Genomic DNA, 17,673 nt, shown 5'->3' with positions numbered 1-17,673 from the left:
GCCGCGCGCCGGGGCCGCCGTTCCCTTCGCCTTCATCCGTAGCGCCTGTCTCCCGCCGTTCCGTGCAGCGAGCGGTGGGATGGCCGTGCGCGGGGAAAACCACAAGAGACCCGACGATGACCGGATATCCGATCCCACTCTCGTTGCGCGGCCTGTTCGGCGGCGTCCTGGTCGGCCTGCTGGCGCCGCTGGTCGACGTCGTCGCGGCCGATGGGCTGGAACAGCAACGACCACTGCGCCCCGGCCTGCCACGCTGGCTGGAGGACTACCGTTTTCTCGACGACCCGCGCCAGCGCAACGATCCGTTCGATGAATTGCGCTATCGACGTCTCTCCGAATCAGCCTGGTTGCAGCTTGGCGGCGAGTTGCGCTATCGCGCGGACGCCGTCGGGGAACCGTACTTCGGCATGCGTGGCGACGCCGACGATTCCTATCTGATGCAGCGCCTGCAGGCGCACGCCGACCTGCACCTGCTGGACGGCCGGCTGCGCCTGTTCACCCAGGTGCAGAACACCCGCGCCTGGGGCAAGGACACGCTGGCGCCGCCGGACGAGAGCCGCACGGACGTCCAGCAGGCGTTCGTCGATGCGCGCTTCGAGGTCGCCGGGGCCGATCTGACGACGCGCGTGGGCCGCCAGGAGATGGCCTACGGCGCCCAGGTATTGGTGACCTACCGCGACGTGCCCAACGTTCGCCAGGCCTTCGATGGCGTGCGCCTGAGCGCGAGCTGGTCGGCGGACACCCGCCTCGATGCCTTCGCCATGCGCCCGGTTCGGCTCGGTCGCGATGCCTTCGACGATGGTTCCAGCAACCAGGTGAAGTTCTACGGCCTCTACGCCAGCCTGGCGCTATGGCGGGCCTGGCATGTCGATCTGTACGCCTTCGGCCTGGATACCCGTCAACGGAGCCTGGCCGGGCTGAGCGGCGCGGAGAAGCGCTATACCCTGGGTAGCCGGTTGTTCGGCAAGCAGGGCGCGCTGGATTGGAGCTGGGACCTGGCCGGCCAGTTCGGCCGGCTGGCCGGTGCCGACATCCGTGCCTGGGCGCTTTCCAGCGATAGCGGCTATAGCTTTGCCGCGCCCTGGAAGCCGCGCCTGGGCCTGCGCATCGACGCCGCCAGCGGCGACCGCAAGGCCGGCGACGGACGGGTACAGACCTTCGACCCGTTGTTCCCGCGTAACGGCGTCTACGGCGAAGCGGCGCTGATCACTCTCTCCAACGTGATTGTCGTCGGTCCGGTGCTGGGCTTCTCGCCCTGGTCGCAGGTACGTATCGAGCCCGGTCTGTTCAAGGTCTGGAAGCAGCAGGCCGGCGACGCCATCTACTATCCGGGCATGGGCGTCGCGGCGAGCGCGCAACAGAGCGCTGGACGCGAGGTCGGCAATATCCTCCGGGCGAACCTGAAATGGTTCGCCTCGCGGAACCTGACCGTCGACCTCGACTACAAGTACTACAAGGTCGGCGGCGCATTGCGCAGCGCCGGCGCCGACGATAGCCAGTTCGTCTCCCTGCGCGGGACCTATCGTTTCTGAGCCCGGCCCGTTCCCCGCGCTGTCTTTTTTCTTTAGGATGGCGCTCCCTTCCTTTCTCGCCGCCGCCGCTGTGCACCGTCCATGCGTTGATTCGCGCCACGGGCATCCAGGCGCCGAACCTCAGCGCGGCGCCCGGTCGAGCGGCCGTCGGCGCCGTTCCGTTCCTCCTGGAGACTTTCAAGGAGTCCGGCATGCACATTCGCAAGCGGGTCGCCGCCGACAACACGGCATTGGTCGACCTGTGGGAGCGTTCCGTCCGCGCGACCCACGACTTTCTCAGTGAAGCGGACATCGTCGAGCTCTACCCGCAGGTCCGTGATCTTTACCTGCCGGCTGTCGAGGTCTGGGTGCTGGTCGATGACGAAGGCGTGGCCCAGGGCTTCATCGGCCTGAACCAGACGCACGTCGAGATGCTCTTCGTCGAGCCGGGGCAACGCGGCCGGGGTATCGGCCGATGCCTGCTCGACCATGCGCGGAGCCTGCATCCGCGCCTGAGCGTCGATGTCAACGAACAGAACCCGCGGGCCTGCGGGTTCTACCGCCACTATGGGTTCCGCCAGACCGGCCGTTCGTCGACCGACTCGGCGGGACGGCCCTTCCCGCTGCTGCACATGAGCCTGTGACGGTGCCGCGCCTCGCTCTGCCGGGCGAGGCGCGGCGCAACATCCGGAAAACTTTTCCCGGCCCGATAGTTTCAACTGCAAGCATCCGCTTGAGACAGGTCAAGCGTTGCCTGGGAGGCCTGCCCGATAGTCCTGCTCATCGGAACGAGGCGCAGGAATCCCATGAACGACTTCCCCTACCTGTCTTCCCGCGACGCCCATGCCAGCCCGCCGCAACAGGTGCTGGAAAGATTCCACAGCAGCGCTGCCGGCCTCGACGCCGGCGAAGCCGCCCGGCGCCTGGCGGCGCACGGCCACAACCGGTTGCCCGCGCCGAAACGCCAGGGACCGCTGCCGCGTCTGCTACGGCAGTTCCACAACGTTCTCCTGTACATGATGCTGTTCGCCTCGCTGGTCACCGCGCTGCTTGGTTTCTGGGTGGACAGTGCGGTGATCCTCCTGGCGGTGGTGGTCAACGCGCTGATCGGCTTCGTCCAGGAAGGCAAGGCGGCCAACGCGCTGGATGCGATCCGCGGCATGCTGTCGCTGCACGCCATGGTCCTGCGCGACGGCCAGCGCCAGGCGCTGGACGCCGAGTGCCTGGTGCCGGGCGATGTGGTCCTGCTGGCTTCCGGCGACCGGGTGCCGGCCGACCTGCGCCTGTTCGAGGTGAAGAACCTGCATGTCGACGAATCGGCATTGACCGGCGAATCGCTGCCGGTGGAGAAGGGCATCGCCGCGGTGGCGATCGACGCGTTGCTCGGCGATCGCCGCTGCATGGCCTATTCCGGCACGCTGGTGACCAGCGGCCAGGCGCGCGGGGTGGTGGTGGGCACCGCCGCGAATACCGAGCTGGGCCGGATCGGCACGCTGCTGCGCGAGGTGCGCAGCCTGGCCACGCCCTTGCTGCGGCAGATCGCCCGCTTCAGCCGCTGGCTGGCCCTGGCGATCCTGCTGCTGGCCGGCGCGACCTTCGTCCTCGGCACCCTCTGGCAGGGCCAGCCGGCGGTGGACATGTTCATGCTGGTGGTGGCGTTGACCGCCTCGGCGATTCCCGAGGGCCTGCCGGCGATCATGACGGTGATCCTCGCCCTCGGCGTGCAGCGCATGGCGCGCCGCAACGCCATCGTCAGCCGCCTGCCGGCGGTGGAGACGCTGGGCGCGGTGACGGTGATCTGCTCGGACAAGACCGGCACCCTGACGCGCAACGAGATGACCGTGCAGCGGATCGTCACCGCCGGCCAGGTGATCGAGGTCAGCGGCGCCGGCTACGCGCCGCTCGGCGGCTTCTTCCACAATGGCGAGAGCCTTGCTCCGGAAGGTCGCGACGACCTGCTGGAAATCGGCCGCGCGGCGCTGCTGTGCAACGAGGCGCGGCTGCACCAGGAGGATGATTGCTGGCGGCTCGAGGGCGATCCGACCGAAGGCGCGCTGCTCAGCCTCGGTCTCAAGCTCGGTCTCGATGCGCAGGCGCTGGCGGCGGAGCGGCCGCGCAGCGACGCGATTCCCTTCGAGTCCGAGCACCGCTTCATGGCCACCCTGCACCACGATCATGCGGGGCAGGCGATGGTCTACCTGAAGGGCGCGCCGGAGCGCATTCTCGAGATGTGCGAGGCGGAGCGCATCGGCGATTCGGTGCGGCCCGTGGATCCCGACTACTGGCGGCGCCTGGCCACCGACACCGCCGCCCGCGGCCTGCGCCTGCTGGCCATCGCCCGCCGGGCGATGCCGGCGGAACAGCGCGCGCTGGATTTCGCCGACGTGGAACACGGTTTCACCCTGCTGGCGCTGGTGGGCATCATCGACCCGCCGCGCGAGGAAGCCGTGGCCGCGGTCGCCGAATGCCAGGCGGCGGGTATCGCGGTGAAGATGATCACCGGCGACCATGTCGACACCGCGCGGGCGATCGGCGCCATGCTCGGGATCGGCATCGACCGGCCGGCGCTGACCGGCGCGGAGATCGAACTGCTCGATGACCGGCGCCTGCGCGAAGTGCTGCCGGGCGTCGATGTGTTCGCCCGCGCCAGCCCCGAGCACAAGCTGCGCCTGGTGCAGGCGCTGCAGGCCAGCGGCGAGGTGGTGGCGATGACCGGCGACGGGGTCAACGACGCGCCGGCGCTGAAGCGCGCCGATGTCGGCGTGGCGATGGGCAACAAGGGCACCGAGGCGGCCAAGGAGGCGGCCGAGGTGGTTCTCGCCGACGACAACTTCGCCACCATCGCCAACGCCGTGCGCGAGGGCAGGGCGGTCTACGACAACCTGAAGAAGTTCATCCTCTTCATGTTGCCGACCAACGGCGGCGAGGCGCTGATCGTGATCGCCGCGGTGCTGTTCCAGCTGACCCTGCCGATGACCCCGGCGCAGATCCTCTGGATCAACATGGTCACCTCCAGCACCCTTGGCCTGGCGCTGGCCTTCGAACCGGCCGAGCGCGGCCTCATGCAGCGGCCGCCGCGCCCGCCGGCGGAGCCGCTGCTGTCGCTGTTCTTCGTCTGGCGGGTGCTGCTGGTCTCGCTGCTGATGATGGCCGCAGCGCTGGGTCTGTTCCTCTGGGAGCTGGAGCATGGCACCGGCCTGGAGCGCGCACGGACCATGGCGGTGAACAGCGTGGTGGCGTGCGAGATGTTCTACCTGCTCAACAGCCGGCATATCCGGGACTCGGTGCTCAGCCGCGAAGGCCTTTCCGGCAACCGCCAGGTCCTGCTGGCGATCGCCGCCTGCCTGGTGTTGCAGCTGCTCTACACCTATGCATCGCCATTGCAGGCGCTGTTCGGTTCGGTCGGCCTGGCGCCGGGCGAATGGGCGCGGGTGCTGCTGGCCGGGCTTGGCCTGTTCTGCGTCGCCGAACTGGAGAAGTGGGCCTGTCGCCGGCTGCGCGTCGCACGGGCCTGATGGCGGCCGCTTCACCTCGCTCCGGGCGCTCGGAAATGGGGGCCGGACCCGGGAGCGGGAGGCGGACCCGTCGGGAGACTGTGACCGGGTATTCAGTTCGCATAAAATGTGATGCAGATCACATTTAAACGTTTGCTTGGCCTCTAGGACGGGTATCGTACTAGGTGCATCAAACGGCGCGGTCTATTGTTAAGTGGGACTGAAATGTGCCTTTCCGGCACATCGCCAACTCTATAGAGTGGGCTGACTGGACATCTTCAGGGGTCATCGGGCACGGGCGCATGCGCCTCGGCAGGAAGCCGGTCTCTCGGACTGCCGCACAACGTGCCGGATATCGGGTGCCGAATCCATATTTGGCTGATTGTTAATAGTTTAAGAAGAACGTAGCGCTATGGCCTTGGTTGACGGTTTTCTTGAGCTGGAACGCTCAAGTGGGAAATTGGAATGGAGCGCCATCCTGCAGAAGATGGCGAGCGACCTGGGGTTTTCGAAAATCCTGTTCGGCCTGCTACCGAAGGACAGCCAGGACTACGAGAACGCCTTCATCGTCGGCAACTACCCGGCCGCCTGGCGCGAGCATTACGACAAGGCCGGCTATGCGCGGGTCGACCCGACGGTCAGCCATTGTACCCAGAGCGTCCTGCCGATCTTCTGGGAACCCTCCATCTACCAGACACGCAAGCAGCACGAGTTCTTCGAGGAAGCCTCGGCCGCCGGCCTGGTGTACGGGCTGACCATGCCGTTGCACGGTGCGCGCGGCGAACTCGGCGCCCTGAGTCTGAGCGTGGAGGCGGAGAGCCGGGCCGAGGCGAATCGCTTCATGGAGTCGGTGCTGCCGACCCTTTGGATGCTCAAGGACTACGCACTGCAAAGCGGCGCCGGACTGGCCTTCGAACATCCGGTGAACAAGCCGGTGGTATTGACCAGCCGGGAGAAGGAAGTCCTGCAGTGGTGCGCCATCGGCAAGACCAGTTGGGAGATATCGGTCATCTGCAACTGCTCGGAAGCCAACGTGAATTTCCATATGGGAAATATCCGGCGGAAGTTTGGTGTCACCTCCCGCCGTGTGGCTGCCATTATGGCTGTTAATTTGGGTCTTATTACTCTCTGATCTTGCCTCTCAAGTCGGCGAGCTGGCGATCGGTAATTTGCCCTTCTATATAGAAATGCAGTAGCAGGTATATAGGGAAGGGCAGGTTCTCGCCATTCTCGAAACGACTGCCGCAGGATTGGCTTATCCCGAAGCGGCTCCAGAAAGTTTCCTGGCTTTCCCGTCGGGCGGTGCGGGTGGCCTTTGCCCGGAAGGCCATGTTTTGGGGCTGTGTTCTCTCGTGTGAAGCCATTGCTCTGATCTTTTCGGACGTTTCTTCGAGCCTAGCAAGGGACCGGGACGACCGAAATCTATCTCATTTGCTAGTTATAAATTTATGAAATTTGCATAAATTCTTCAGCTTCCTATTTGGAGGAAGTGAAGATGATCGTACAAATTGGTCGGCGTGAAGAGTTCGATAAAAAACTGCTGGGCGAGATGCACAAGTTGCGTGCGCAAGTGTTCAAGGAGCGCAAGGGTTGGGACGTTAGTGTCATCGACGAGATGGAGATCGATGGTTATGACGCGCTAAGTCCTTATTACATGTTGATCCAGGAAGACACTCCCGAAGCCCAGGTTTTCGGTTGCTGGCGAATTCTCGATACCACCGGCCCCTACATGCTCAAGAACACTTTCCCGGAGCTGCTGCATGGCAAGGAAGCACCATGTTCGCCGCATATCTGGGAGCTGAGCCGCTTCGCCATCAACTCCGGGCAGAAAGGTTCGCTGGGCTTTTCCGACTGTACCCTGGAGGCGATGCGCGCGCTGGCCCGCTACAGCCTGCAGAACGACATCCAGACCCTGGTGACCGTGACCACCGTAGGCGTGGAGAAGATGATGATCCGTGCCGGCCTGGACGTCTCGCGCTTCGGCCCGCATCTGAAGATCGGCATCGAGCGCGCCGTGGCCCTGCGTATCGAGCTCAACGCCAAGACCCAGATAGCGCTGTACGGAGGGGTGCTGGTGGAACAGCAACTGGCGGTTTCATGACGGTGGAGCATCGGTTCGCGGCGGGGCGTTCTCTGTCGGAGAGGGAGCGCCTGGCGTCGATGCCGAATCCGCGCTGAAGCGAGTCCGACCCGCTCCGGACTCGCTATCAGGTATCCCCGGACCAGGGTGCCGGGCTACCGAACAGGCGTCCCATGGCGCCACGCAAGCCCATTTCCCGCAGCACCTCGAGTTCACCGGGGGTTTCCACCTGCTCCGCGATCAGCGGCAGGTCGATGCTGTGGGTGGTGCGATATACCGCCTCGATGAACAGGCGCTTGTCGCTTTCCCGATCGACGGCACGCAGATAGCAGCCGTCCAGTTTCAGATAGGCCAGCCCCAGGTGGGTGAGGTTGCCGATCAGGCTGAAACGCCCACCGAAATGCTGCAGGCCAAGGCCGCAACCGACCTCGCGCAGGGCCTGGCTCAGGCGTTCCAGCTCGGCCGCCGGCGGCAGGTGCCGCTCGTCCAGTTCCAGGGTCAGCAGGCGCGCCTGTTGCGGGTGCGCCTCGAGCAGCGCCAGCAGCGGGGCGAACGCCTGGGCGTTGCGCACGCTGCTGGCCGACAGGCTGAGCGCCAGCGGGTGCGGATGCCGCTGCAAGTGTTCCAGGCTCTGTCCGAGCATCGCCAGGTCGAGCCGCGACGCCCAGCCGAAGCGCTCGATCCAGGGCAGGAAGCGTCCGGCGGCGATGGCTTCGCCTTGAGGGGCGAGCAAACGCGCCAGGACTTTGTGATGGAGGATGCGCTGGGTATCGAGGCATTCCACCACCGGCTGGAAGTGGAGCAGCAGCCGGCGTTCGGCCAGCGCCAGGTCGATCCAGTCGTGCCAGTCCTGGCTGTCGTTGAGCGCCGCGCGCGCACTGCCGTCCTGGCTTGCCCAGGGCTGGCCGGGCTGGCTTTCGGCCTGGGCCAGGGCCTGGTCGGCGCGGGCCAGGACGTCCGCCGCCGAGTCGCCTTCGGCGAACGCGCTGATGCCGAGGTGGGCGACCGGCGAGCGGTCGCTGGCACCGGTGAGGGCGAGGTTCTCCAGGTCCGCGCAGAGTTCGCCGGCCAGTTGCTCGGCCTGTTCGCGGGAGCAACCGGGGGCGAGCAGGGCGAATTCCCCGCCGCGGCTGCGGGCCAGCAGCCAGTCGGCGCGGCCATGCTGGCGACAGGCCTCGGCCAGCGACCCGGCCACCGCCTGGATCAGGGCGTCGGTGCGTTGCCCGCCGAGCCGCTGGTTGAGGCCGTTCAGGTCGTTCAGGCGCACCACCAGCAACTGGCCGGCATGCGCGTGCTCGCCGGTGCCGAGCTGTTCGTTGAGGCGCGCGTCGAACAGGCGCCGGTTGGGCAGGCCGGTAAGGCTGTCCTGGTAGGCCTGGGCACGCAGCTTCTCGCTGCGCGCGGCTTCTTCGGCGAACAGCGCACGGAGCTTCTCCACCATCTGGTTCATCGCCTGTACGACCCGGCGCAGTTCCGGCGTGCGTGGCAGCTTCGGCAGGCTGAGGAACTCCCGCCGGCTGATCGCATGGGCCTGGAACACCATCTGGTCGAGCGGGCGCAGCTGGCGACGCAGCAGCCAGCCACCGAGCAGCAGGCTGATCGCGCCACAGGCCAGCAGCCAGTAGAGACTGCCCAGGGCGCTGTCCCACAGGCGCGCCAGGGCGAACTGCGGGTGGCTGACCACCTCGACCCGCGCCGCCTGTTCCCAGCCGCGCATGATCAGCGCGTCGCCACCTTGCGCCTGGATATCCACCAGGCGCGCGAACCAGCCTGGCACCGTGCGCTCGGCATGTGCCTGCACGCGCTCGACCAGCGGTTTGCCGCTCCGGATGTCGATCACCCGGATGCTGGCGAAGTAACCGCTGTCGAAGATCGAGCTGACCATCAGTTGCACCATCGCCGGGTCGTCCACGTGCGGCGTCAGCGACAGGCCGAGGGCGGTGGCGGCGTCCTGCGCGTGGGAGCGCAACTGGCCGCGCAACTGCTCGCGGGAGTTCTCCACGCTGCTGACGAAGCTGCCGCTGAAGGCGACCACGAGGAACAGGCAGATGGCGAGGAACAATTGCTTGAGCAGTGACATTCAGTCCTCCTTGGGGGCGTCGAGGTCCAGGCCCTCGGCGCGCATCTTGGTCAGCAGGTCCTGCCAGCGCGACAGCTTCTTGCTGTCGCCGGTCCGACGCCCGCCGTCGGGGCCGGGCAGCCACAGGCCCTCGGCGTTGAAGGCGTACACCGGGAGCAGGTCGTCGCGTTGCGAGGCGGGGCGGATCTCGCCGATCAGGTTGTCCAGCACCAGCGGGTCGGCAGCCGGGCTGGCGTACCAGGTCAGCACCATGTGCGCCTGGTTCAGGCGCAGGGCCTTGACGTAGGTGATGCGCAGCCTGTCGCTGGCGACGCCGAGACGGCGCAGGGTCACGTACTTGGCGATGGCGTAGTCCTCGCAGTCGGCGGCGCCCTTGACCAGCGCCTCGACGGGCGTCGCCCAGTAGTCTTCCTGTTGCCAGATCCCGATGTCGTCGGTGAAGCGTAGCGACCGGTTGAAGAAGTCGTTGACCGCGCGCAGCTTGGCGGCCTCGTCGAGCGTACCGCCCTGTTCGAGCAGGCTGCCCCAGTCGCTCAGTCGCGACTTCGCCGCGCCCAGCTCGCCGTAGCGCTGCTCGGCCCGGCTCAGGATCGACTCCAGGTCCCACTGCGCCAGGGCTGCGCCGACCGCCAGGAGCAGGATCGCGGCCAGCGGCGGCAGCCAGGGGGCGTATGCCCTGGAGCAGGGCCGGCGGGCGGCTGGGGGTGGCGACATCGAGCGGGCTCCGGAGATGGTCGGGGAAGTCTACGAGAGCGCCGTGCGGCCCGCCAGCGCGGGGTACGCGGCGAAACTGACAGGATTGTCATGCGCGGGTCAGGGTGGGGTCCCGCTGCGCTGCTTATAAAGAAGCCTGAAGCCGGCCGCGCGGGACCGGATACCTGGGGATGGATGGCAGATGCAGGCGTTGCGCAGTGGTGGGGGGCGGATTCTGGTGGCTGTGCTGGCCGCCGGTCTGGTCGGGATCGGCGCCTGGGCGCTGTTGCGCGGCGACGGCGCGCCGAACGCGGCGCCGGCACCGGCCAAGGTGCCGGTGAGCGTGGCGGCGGTGGAACGCCGTGACGTCGAGCAGCGGGTCAGTGGCATCGGCACGGTGACCTCGCTGCACAATGTGGTGATCCGCACCCAGATCGACGGCCAGCTGACCCGCCTGCTGGTGAGCGAAGGGCAGATGGTCGAGGCGGGCGAGTTGCTGGCGACCATCGACGACCGCGCCATCGTCGCCGCCCTGGAGCAGGCGCAGGCCGCCAAGGCGAGCAACCAGGCGCAATTGAAGTCGGCCGAGCAGGACCTGCGGCGCTACCGCAGCCTGTACGCCGAGCGCGCGGTGTCGCGCCAGCTGTTCGAGCAGCAGCAGGCCACGGTCGCCCAGCTGCGCGCGACGCTCAAGGCCAACGACGCCACCATCAACGCCGAGCGGGTCCGCCTGTCCTATACCCGGATCACCTCGCCGGTGGGCGGCAAGGTCGGCATCCGCAACGTCGACGTCGGCAACCTGGTACGGGTCGGCGATAGCGTCGGGCTGTTCAGCGTGACCCAGATCGCGCCGATCTCCGTGGTGTTTTCCCTGCAACAGGAGCAGTTGCCGCAGCTCCAGGCGCTGCTTGGCAGCGAGGCGGCGGTGCGGGCCTTCAGCCGCGACGGCGGCAGCACCCTGGGCGAGGGGCGCCTGCAGACCATCGACAACCAGATCGACAGTTCCACCGGTACCATCCGCGTGCGCGCCACTTTCGACAATCGCCAGGCGCGGCTCTGGCCCGGCCAGTTCGTCGCGGTGAGCCTGCATACCGGCGTGCAGCGGGACCAGCTGGTGCTTTCCAGCAAGGCGGTGCGCCGCGGCCTGGAAGGCAACTTCGTGTATCGGGTGGCCGCCGACCGGGTTGAGGCGGTTCCGGTGCGGGTGCTGCGCGATGTCGACGGCATCAGCGTGGTGGAAGGCCTGGCCGCGGGCGACCAGGTGGTGGTGGACGGCCACTCGCGGCTGATGCCCGGCGCCCTGGTGGATGTCCAGGCGCCGCGTCCAAGCGTGGCGCAGGCGACGGGGGCACGGCCGTGACGCCGCGCGCCGGGATTTCCGGCTGGTGCGTCCGTCATCCGATCGCCACCGTGTTGCTGACCCTGGCATCGTTGCTGCTGGGCCTGCTGGCGTTCCTCCGGCTGGGAGTGGCGCCGTTGCCGGAGGCCGACTTCCCGACCATCCAGATCAATGCCCTGCTGCCCGGCGGCAGCCCGGAAACCATGGCTTCGTCGGTGGCCACCCCGCTGGAGGTGCAGTTCAGCGCGATCCCGGGAATCACCGAGATGACGTCCAGCAGCGCCCTGGGCACGACCACCCTGACCCTGCAGTTCAACCTCGACAAGAGCATCGACGTTGCCGCCCAGGAGGTCCAGGCGGCGATCAACGCCGCAGCCGGGCGGCTGCCGGTGGACATGCCGAACCTGCCGACCTGGCGCAAGGTCAACCCGGCCGACAGCCCGATCATGATCCTGCGGGTCAATTCGAACATGATGCCGCTGATCGAGCTCAGCGATTACGCCGAGACCATCCTCGCCCGCCAGCTCAGCCAGGTGAACGGGGTGGGGCAGATCTTCGTGGTCGGCCAGCAGCGCCCGGCGATCCGCATCCAGGCCCAGCCGGAAAAGCTCGCCGCCTACCAGCTGACCCTGGCCGACCTGCGCCAGTCGCTGCAGTCGGCCAGCGTCAACCTGGCCAAGGGCGCGCTCTACGGCGAGGGCCGGGTATCGACCTTGGCGGCCAACGACCAGTTGTTCAACGCCAGCGACTACGACGACCTGGTGGTCGCCTACCGCCAGGGCGCGCCGGTGTTCCTCAAGGACGTGGCGCGCATCGTCTCCGCCCCCGAGGACGACTACGTGCAGGCCTGGCCGAATGGCGAGCCGGGGGTGGCACTGGTGATCCTGCGCCAGCCGGGGGCGAACATCGTCGACACCGCCGATGCGATCCAGGCCGCGCTGCCGCGCCTGCGCGAGATGTTGCCGGCGACCATCGAGGTCGACGTGCTCAACGACCGTACCCGGACCATCCGTTCGTCGCTGCACGAGGTCGAGCTGACCCTGCTGCTGACCATCGGCCTGGTGGTGCTGGTGATGGGCCTGTTCCTCCGCCAGCTGTCGGCCACCCTGATCGTCGCCACGGTGCTGGCGGTCTCCCTGAGCGCCAGCTTCGCGGCGATGTACGTGCTCGGCTTCACCCTCAACAACCTGACCCTGGTGGCACTGATCATCGCCGTCGGCTTCATCGTCGACGACGCCATCGTGGTGGTGGAGAACATCCACCGGCACCTGGAGGCGGGCGCCTCGAAGGTCGAGGCGGCGCTCAAGGGCGCGGCGGAGATCGGCTTTACCGTGATTTCCATCAGCTTCTCGCTGATCGCCGCGTTCATCCCGTTGCTGTTCATGGGCGGGATCGTCGGCCGGCTGTTCCGCGAATTCGCGGTCAGCGTCACGGTGGCGATCCTGATCTCGGTGGTCGCTTCGCTGACCCTGGCGCCGATGCTGGCCTCGCGCTTCATGCCGGCGCTGCGGCATGCCGAGGCGCCGAGAAAGGGCTTCGCCGAATGGCTGACCGCTGGCTATGACCGTGGCCTGCGCTGGGCGCTCGGGCACCAGCGGCTGATGCTGGTCGGCTTCGCCTTCACCGTCCTGGTGGCGGTGGCCGGCTATGTCGGGATTCCCAAGGGCTTCTTCCCGTTGCAGGACACCGCGTTCGTGTTCGGCACCACCCAGGCGGCCGAGGATATTTCCTACGACGACATGATCGCCAAGCACAGGCAACTGGCCGGGATCATCGCCCGCGACCCGGCGGTACAGAGCTACAACCACGCGGTGGGCGTCACCGGCGGCAGCCAGAGCCTGGCCAACGGGCGCTTCTGGATCGTCCTCAAGGACCGCGGCGAGCGCGACGTCTCGGTCGGCGAGTTCATCGACCGGTTGCGCCCACAGCTGGCCAAGGTGCCGGGGATCATGCTCTACCTGCGCGCGGCGCAGGACATCAACCTCAGTTCCGGCCCCTCGCGGACCCAGTACCAGTACGCCCTGCGCAGCAGCGACAGCACCCAGCTGGCGCTCTGGGCGCAGCGCCTCACCGAGCGCCTGAAGCAGGTGCCGGGACTGATGGATGTGTCCAACGACCTGCAGGTCGGCGCCAGCGTCACCGCGCTGGACATCGACCGGGTGGCGGCGGCGCGCTTCGGCCTCAGCGCCGAGGACGTCAGCCAGACGCTCTACGACGCTTTCGGCCAGCGCCAGGTCGGCGAGTACCAGACCGAGGTCAACCAGTACAAGGTGGTCCTCGAGCTCGATGCGCGCCAGCGCGGCCGCGCGGAAAGCCTGGACTGGTTCTACCTGCGCTCGCCGCTGAGCGGAGAGATGGTCCCGCTGTCGGCCATCGCCACGGTCGCGCCGCCGCGCTCCGGGCCGTTGCAGATCAACCACAACGGCATGTTCCCGGCGGTCAACCTGTCGTTCAACCTGGCCGCCGGGGTCTCGCTCGGCGAGGCGGTACAGGCGGTGCAGCGGGCGCAGGAGGAGATCGGCATGCCCTCGACCATCATCGGTGTGTTCCAGGGCGCGGCGCAGGCCTTCCAGAGTTCGCTGGCCTCGCAACCGTTGCTGATCCTCGCCGCGCTGATCGCGGTGTACATCATCCTCGGCGTGCTCTACGAGAGTTTCGTGCATCCGCTGACGATCCTCTCGACCCTGCCCTCGGCGGGGATCGGCGCGGTGTTCCTGCTCTGGGCCTGGGGCCAGGACTTCTCGATCATGGCGCTGATCGGCATCGTGCTGCTGATCGGCATCGTCAAGAAGAACGGCATCCTCATGGTCGATTTCGCCATCGCCGCCCAGCGCGAGCAGGGCCTGAGCGCCGAGCGGGCGATCTACCAGGCCTGCCTGACCCGTTTCCGGCCGATCATGATGACCACCCTGGCCGCGCTGCTCGGCGCCGTCCCGCTGATGATCGGCTTCGGCACCGGCTCCGAGTTGCGCCAGCCGCTGGGCATCGCGGTGGTTGGCGGGCTACTGGTGAGCCAGGTGCTGACCCTGTTCAGCACGCCGGTGGTCTACCTGGCCCTGGACCGGCTGTTCCACCGTCGCGAGGCGGTGTCGGCGGGCGAGTCCGGCCAGACGGCGGCGACATGAAGGGATACCAACGGAACTTTCCCCGGACCTGCCGCATGACTAGGATGCAGGCAGGCGCGCGGGGCGCCGGAGCGAGTGGAGGAGCGGGCGACAGATGCGGGTACTGATAGTCGAGGACGAGGCGAAGACGGCGGACTACCTGAACCGCGGCCTGACCGAGCAGGGTTTCACCGTGGACCTGGCGGACAATGGCATCGATGGCCGCCACCTGGCGCTCAACGGCGAGTACGACGTGATCGTGCTCGACGTGATGCTGCCCGGGATCGACGGCTACGGCGTGCTGCGGGCGCTGCGCGAGCAGCGGCAGACACCGGTGATCATGCTCACCGCGCGCGAGCGGGTGGAGGACCGCGTGCGGGGCCTGCGCGAGGGCGCCGACGACTATCTGATCAAGCCGTTTTCCTTCCTCGAACTGGTCGCTCGCCTGCAGGCCCTGACCCGACGCGGCGGCAACCACGAAAGCGCGTCGCAGATGCGCGTCGCCGACCTGTCCATCGACCTGCTCAGCCGCAAGGTGTTCCGCGGCGGCAGCCGCCTGGAACTGACCGCCAAGGAATACGCGCTGCTCTGCGTGCTGGCCCAGCGCAGCGGCGAGATCCTGTCGAAGACGGCGATCGCCGAGCTGGTCTGGGACATCAATTTCGACACCGACACGAATGTCGTCGAGGTCGCGATCAAGCGCCTGCGGGCCAAGCTCGACGGGCCCTTCGAGAACAAGCTGCTGCATACCATCCGGGGCATGGGCTATGTGCTGGAGAACCGCGCGCTGGCGGAGCCGGGCTGAGATGGGCATGTCCTTGTCGACCCGCCTGGCGGGCATGTTCGCCGGCGCCGCGCTGGTGATCTTCGCCCTGATCGGCAGCATGCTCTACTGCATCCTCGACCGGCAGACCGAGCGCTTGCAGCAGGGCGAGGTGGACGTGCGCTTCAACATGGTCTCGCGGATGCTCGACCACCCCGACCTGGCCGAGCGCTGGCCCTACCTGCAGGGCAAGCTGGACAACCTGAGCCAGGAGTACGAACTGATTCGCTTCTGGATCGACAGTGACGATCCGCGCTACCGCTACGGCCGCTTCAGCGAGCCGGTGCAGCGCCTGATCGCCAGCGGCGCCGGGCGCTACGAGTTGCAGTTGCCGGAACACCGGTACGCGCTGACCGCGCGGGTCGGCGTGTTGCCGGCGCGCGAGGGCCGGCCGCGGCTGACCTACGTCACCGCCATCGACAGCGCGGCGTTCCACGAGGCGCGGACTTCCACCGTGAAATGGCTGCTCGGCCTGTCCGCCCTCGGCGTGCTGCTGGCCTCGCTGCTCGGCCACTGGATCGCCCGCCTGGGCCTGTGGCCGGTGCACCGGCTGTCCGAGGAAACCCGGCGGATCAGTCCGCGACAATTGTCGCTGCGGCTGCAGATGTCGCCCTTGCCGGCCGAACTGCGCGAGCTGGTGGGGGCGTTCAACGGCGCGCTGGACCGCCTGGAACAGGCCTATGTGCGCCTGGAATCGTTCAACGCCGACGTCGCCCACGAGCTGCGCACGCCGCTGACCAACCTGATCGGCCAGACCCAGGTGGCGTTGTCCCGCGAGCGCAGCGGCGAACACTACGAGGAAGTCCTGCAATCCAACCTCGAGGAACTGGAGCGGCTGCGAGCGATCGTCAACGACATGCTGTTCCTCGCCCGCGCCGACCAGGGTCGCCTGGCCTGCGAGCGCGAGGACACCTGGCTGGCCGGCGAGATCGCGACCACGGTGGAGTTCCTCGAGGTGATCTTCGACGAGGCCGGGGTGAGCCCCCAGGTACAGGGCGACGCCCGGGCGATGGTCGAGCGCGCGCTGTTCCAGCGGGCGGTGACCAACCTGCTGTACAACGCCGCCCAGCACACCGCGGCCGGTGGCGAGGTGCGGGTCGCGGTGGAGCGGCGCGGCGACGAGGTGCGGGTGGCGGTGAGCAACCCCGGCGCGCCGATCGCCGTGGAGCACCGCGTGCACCTGTTCGAGCGCTTCTACCGGGTCGACGCGGCGCGCAGCAACAGCGAGGCCAACCACGGCCTCGGCCTGTCCATCGTCAAGGCGGTGGCGAGCATGCACGGCGGTTCGGTGTTCGTCGACAGCGCGGGCGGCTGGAACACCTTCGGCTTCAGCGTGCTGAGCCCCGAGCGACGCGGGCCCGGTGACCGCCTGCCGCTGGGCGAGGGCGATCCGGCGCTGTCCTGAGCGGGCCCTTCAGGCGCCGCGCGGCGGCCGGGTCTTCTGGCGGAGGATATAGATGCTGACCAGTACCGCGCTGGTCAGCATGAAGCCCTGGGCCCAGGGCCGACGGACCAGGTAGCAGGAGAGGGCGATGCTGGCCCACATCAGGCCGATGGCATAGACCTTGCCCTTCAGCGGGATGCCCTCGCCGTCCAGGTAGTCGCGGATCCACGGGCCGAGCCGTGGGTGGTTGACCAGCCAATGGTAGAAGCGTGGCGAACTGCGCATGAAGCAGGCCGCCGCGAGCAGCAGGAACGGCGTGGTCGGCAGTACCGGCAGGAAGATGCCGATCACGCCGAGGGCGACGCTGAGGAAACCCACTCCCTGGAGGCAGTAGCGCACCCAGGCGCGAGCGCTCGGGCGAATCTCCCGCTGCGCCACCGCGGGGCTCCTCAGTGCGGGCGTGGCTTGAGCAGGGCGGGCTTTTCTTCCGGCGCCTGGCAGAGCAGGAACAGGTTGGTCAGCAGGTCGGGAATCTGCGCGACCATGTCGTCCACCAGGTGGCGGTCGCGGGCGATCTCGTCGAACTCGGGCTGCTCGTCGAACAGGCCGGAGCCGACCATGATCGGCAGCAGCAGCTCGCTGACTTCCTCCTCGGCCTGCTCGAACCAGACTTCCTCGCGGAGGAACACGCCTTCCATGAAGCCGATGCACCAGCCGCGCAGGTCGGAATCGTCCGGCTCGTCGCCGAGGTCGAGGTCGCAGGGCAGCTCGAGATCCTCGTCGCTGGCGAGCATGCGGGTGATGTGCGCCTTGAGCTGTTCGAGGGAACCCTCGATCTCCTGGCGCTCCTCGTCGCTGCGGTAATGCGGCGGCTCGGCGAACAGCGCGTCGATCCACTCCCGCTCCGGCACCTGCTCCGGGCAGATGGACAGGGCGGTCAGGTAGCCGTGGGTCGCCACGTAGTCCAGCGCTTCTTCGTGCAGGTCATCGGCATCGAGGAAGGCTTGCAGACGGGACAGTTTTTCGGCGAAGGACATCAGGGTACTACCTCGGGAGGGATGCGGCTCTGGATTGTAGTCCAGACGGGCCCTGCGGGCAAAGCGGGCGTGCCCGGCACAGGGCCTGGCGCAGGCCTCGCGGAGGGGACCGGCGAAGTTGGCCCGGA

The 17,673-nt window shown here is 67.6% G+C and carries 14 protein-coding genes; 9 read left to right on the top strand and 5 right to left on the bottom strand.

Annotated features, from left to right (window positions below):
- Window positions 1–116 precede the first annotated feature (116 nt).
- The 4 genes from PSPA7_RS18555 (at window position 117) to lasR (ending at window position 6,137) form a co-directional block, all read left to right on the top strand.
- On the top strand, window positions 117–1,532 hold the full coding sequence (locus tag PSPA7_RS18555; RefSeq protein WP_003157885.1) for an alginate export family protein: 1,416 nt from the start codon (window positions 117–119) through the stop codon (window positions 1,530–1,532).
- A gap of 191 nt (window positions 1,533–1,723) precedes the next feature.
- Window positions 1,724–2,155: an acetyltransferase gene (locus PSPA7_RS18550; protein WP_012076424.1), complete on the top strand. Its 432-nt coding sequence runs from the start codon at window positions 1,724–1,726 to the stop codon at window positions 2,153–2,155.
- A gap of 162 nt (window positions 2,156–2,317) precedes the next feature.
- Complete coding sequence (locus PSPA7_RS18545; protein ID WP_012076423.1) at window positions 2,318–5,026, top strand: cation-transporting P-type ATPase; 2,709 nt, start codon at window positions 2,318–2,320, stop codon at window positions 5,024–5,026.
- Between the two features lie 391 nt (window positions 5,027–5,417).
- On the top strand, window positions 5,418–6,137 hold the full coding sequence (gene lasR, locus PSPA7_RS18540) for a transcriptional regulator LasR (protein WP_012076422.1): 720 nt from the start codon (window positions 5,418–5,420) through the stop codon (window positions 6,135–6,137).
- Here lasR and rsaL read toward each other — a convergent pair.
- A complete protein-coding gene (gene rsaL, locus PSPA7_RS32700) occupies window positions 6,127–6,369 on the bottom strand; it encodes a quorum-sensing transcriptional regulator RsaL (protein ID WP_003083010.1) in 243 nt (80 codons plus the stop codon). The genes lasR and rsaL overlap by 11 nt on opposite strands.
- A 131-nt stretch (window positions 6,370–6,500) precedes the next feature.
- On the opposite strand from rsaL, the gene lasI reads away from it, so the two are divergent.
- Window positions 6,501–7,106, top strand: a complete 606-nt coding sequence (lasI, locus tag PSPA7_RS18530; protein WP_003151020.1) for an acyl-homoserine-lactone synthase LasI — start codon at window positions 6,501–6,503, stop codon at window positions 7,104–7,106.
- A 106-nt stretch (window positions 7,107–7,212) separates the two neighbouring features.
- On the opposite strand, the gene lapD is transcribed toward lasI, so the two are convergent.
- Both lapD and lapG read right to left on the bottom strand, forming a co-directional pair.
- Window positions 7,213–9,165, bottom strand: coding sequence for a cyclic di-GMP receptor LapD (gene lapD, locus PSPA7_RS18525; RefSeq protein WP_012076421.1), 1,953 nt, complete (start codon window positions 9,163–9,165; stop codon window positions 7,213–7,215).
- On the bottom strand, window positions 9,166–9,879 hold the full coding sequence (gene lapG, locus PSPA7_RS18520) for a cysteine protease LapG (RefSeq protein ID WP_012076420.1): 714 nt from the start codon (window positions 9,877–9,879) through the stop codon (window positions 9,166–9,168).
- A 181-nt stretch (window positions 9,880–10,060) separates the two neighbouring features.
- Between lapG and PSPA7_RS18515 the strand changes: the two genes are divergently transcribed.
- From PSPA7_RS18515 to PSPA7_RS18500, 4 genes are all read left to right on the top strand, one after another.
- A complete protein-coding gene (locus PSPA7_RS18515) occupies window positions 10,061–11,218 on the top strand; it encodes an efflux RND transporter periplasmic adaptor subunit (protein WP_012076419.1) in 1,158 nt (385 codons plus the stop codon).
- Window positions 11,215–14,322, top strand: a complete 3,108-nt coding sequence (gene mexN, locus PSPA7_RS18510) for a multidrug efflux RND transporter permease subunit MexN (RefSeq protein ID WP_012076418.1) — start codon at window positions 11,215–11,217, stop codon at window positions 14,320–14,322. The genes PSPA7_RS18515 and mexN overlap by 4 nt, the downstream gene beginning before the upstream one ends.
- Before the next feature lie 94 nt (window positions 14,323–14,416).
- Entirely contained in the window at window positions 14,417–15,106 is a 690-nt protein-coding gene (locus PSPA7_RS18505; RefSeq protein WP_012076417.1) for a heavy metal response regulator transcription factor, read from the top strand.
- Window positions 15,069–16,529, top strand: a complete 1,461-nt coding sequence (locus PSPA7_RS18500) for a sensor histidine kinase (protein ID WP_079262189.1) — start codon at window positions 15,069–15,071, stop codon at window positions 16,527–16,529. Before PSPA7_RS18505 ends, PSPA7_RS18500 begins: the two co-directional genes overlap by 38 nt.
- A 9-nt stretch (window positions 16,530–16,538) precedes the next feature.
- Here PSPA7_RS18500 and PSPA7_RS18495 read toward each other — a convergent pair whose 3' ends face one another.
- A complete protein-coding gene (locus PSPA7_RS18495; RefSeq protein WP_012076416.1) occupies window positions 16,539–16,946 on the bottom strand; it encodes a YbaN family protein in 408 nt (135 codons plus the stop codon).
- A gap of 11 nt (window positions 16,947–16,957) precedes the next feature.
- Window positions 16,958–17,545: a UPF0149 family protein gene (locus PSPA7_RS18490; RefSeq protein ID WP_003156650.1), complete on the bottom strand. Its 588-nt coding sequence runs from the start codon at window positions 17,543–17,545 to the stop codon at window positions 16,958–16,960.
- Window positions 17,546–17,673 lie beyond the last annotated feature (128 nt).

Origin of the sequence: Pseudomonas paraeruginosa PA7, from assembly GCF_000017205.1 — a bacterium.
Lineage (GTDB): Bacteria > Pseudomonadota > Gammaproteobacteria > Pseudomonadales > Pseudomonadaceae > Pseudomonas > Pseudomonas paraeruginosa.
Note: the sequence above shows the minus strand (reverse complement) of the source record. Positions and strands in the feature narration are given on the sequence as shown.

Bases quoted from the DNA above. Each gene is read 5' to 3' on its own strand.
- PSPA7_RS18555 (WP_003157885.1), top strand. From the start codon at position 117: ATGACCGGATATCCGATCCCACTCTCGTTGCGCGGCCTGTTCGGCGGC.
- PSPA7_RS18550 (WP_012076424.1), top strand. From the start codon at position 1,724: ATGCACATTCGCAAGCGGGTCGCCGCCGACAACACGGCATTGGTCGAC.
- PSPA7_RS18545 (WP_012076423.1), top strand. From the start codon at position 2,318: ATGAACGACTTCCCCTACCTGTCTTCCCGCGACGCCCATGCCAGCCCG.
- lasR (WP_012076422.1), top strand. From the start codon at position 5,418: ATGGCCTTGGTTGACGGTTTTCTTGAGCTGGAACGCTCAAGTGGGAAA.
- rsaL (WP_003083010.1), bottom strand. From the start codon at position 6,369: ATGGCTTCACACGAGAGAACACAGCCCCAAAACATGGCCTTCCGGGCA.
- lasI (WP_003151020.1), top strand. From the start codon at position 6,501: ATGATCGTACAAATTGGTCGGCGTGAAGAGTTCGATAAAAAACTGCTG.
- lapD (WP_012076421.1), bottom strand. From the start codon at position 9,165: ATGTCACTGCTCAAGCAATTGTTCCTCGCCATCTGCCTGTTCCTCGTG.
- lapG (WP_012076420.1), bottom strand. From the start codon at position 9,879: ATGTCGCCACCCCCAGCCGCCCGCCGGCCCTGCTCCAGGGCATACGCC.
- PSPA7_RS18515 (WP_012076419.1), top strand. From the start codon at position 10,061: ATGCAGGCGTTGCGCAGTGGTGGGGGGCGGATTCTGGTGGCTGTGCTG.
- PSPA7_RS18505 (WP_012076417.1), top strand. From the start codon at position 14,417: ATGCGGGTACTGATAGTCGAGGACGAGGCGAAGACGGCGGACTACCTG.
- PSPA7_RS18500 (WP_079262189.1), top strand. From the start codon at position 15,069: ATGTGCTGGAGAACCGCGCGCTGGCGGAGCCGGGCTGAGATGGGCATG.
- PSPA7_RS18490 (WP_003156650.1), bottom strand. From the start codon at position 17,545: ATGTCCTTCGCCGAAAAACTGTCCCGTCTGCAAGCCTTCCTCGATGCC.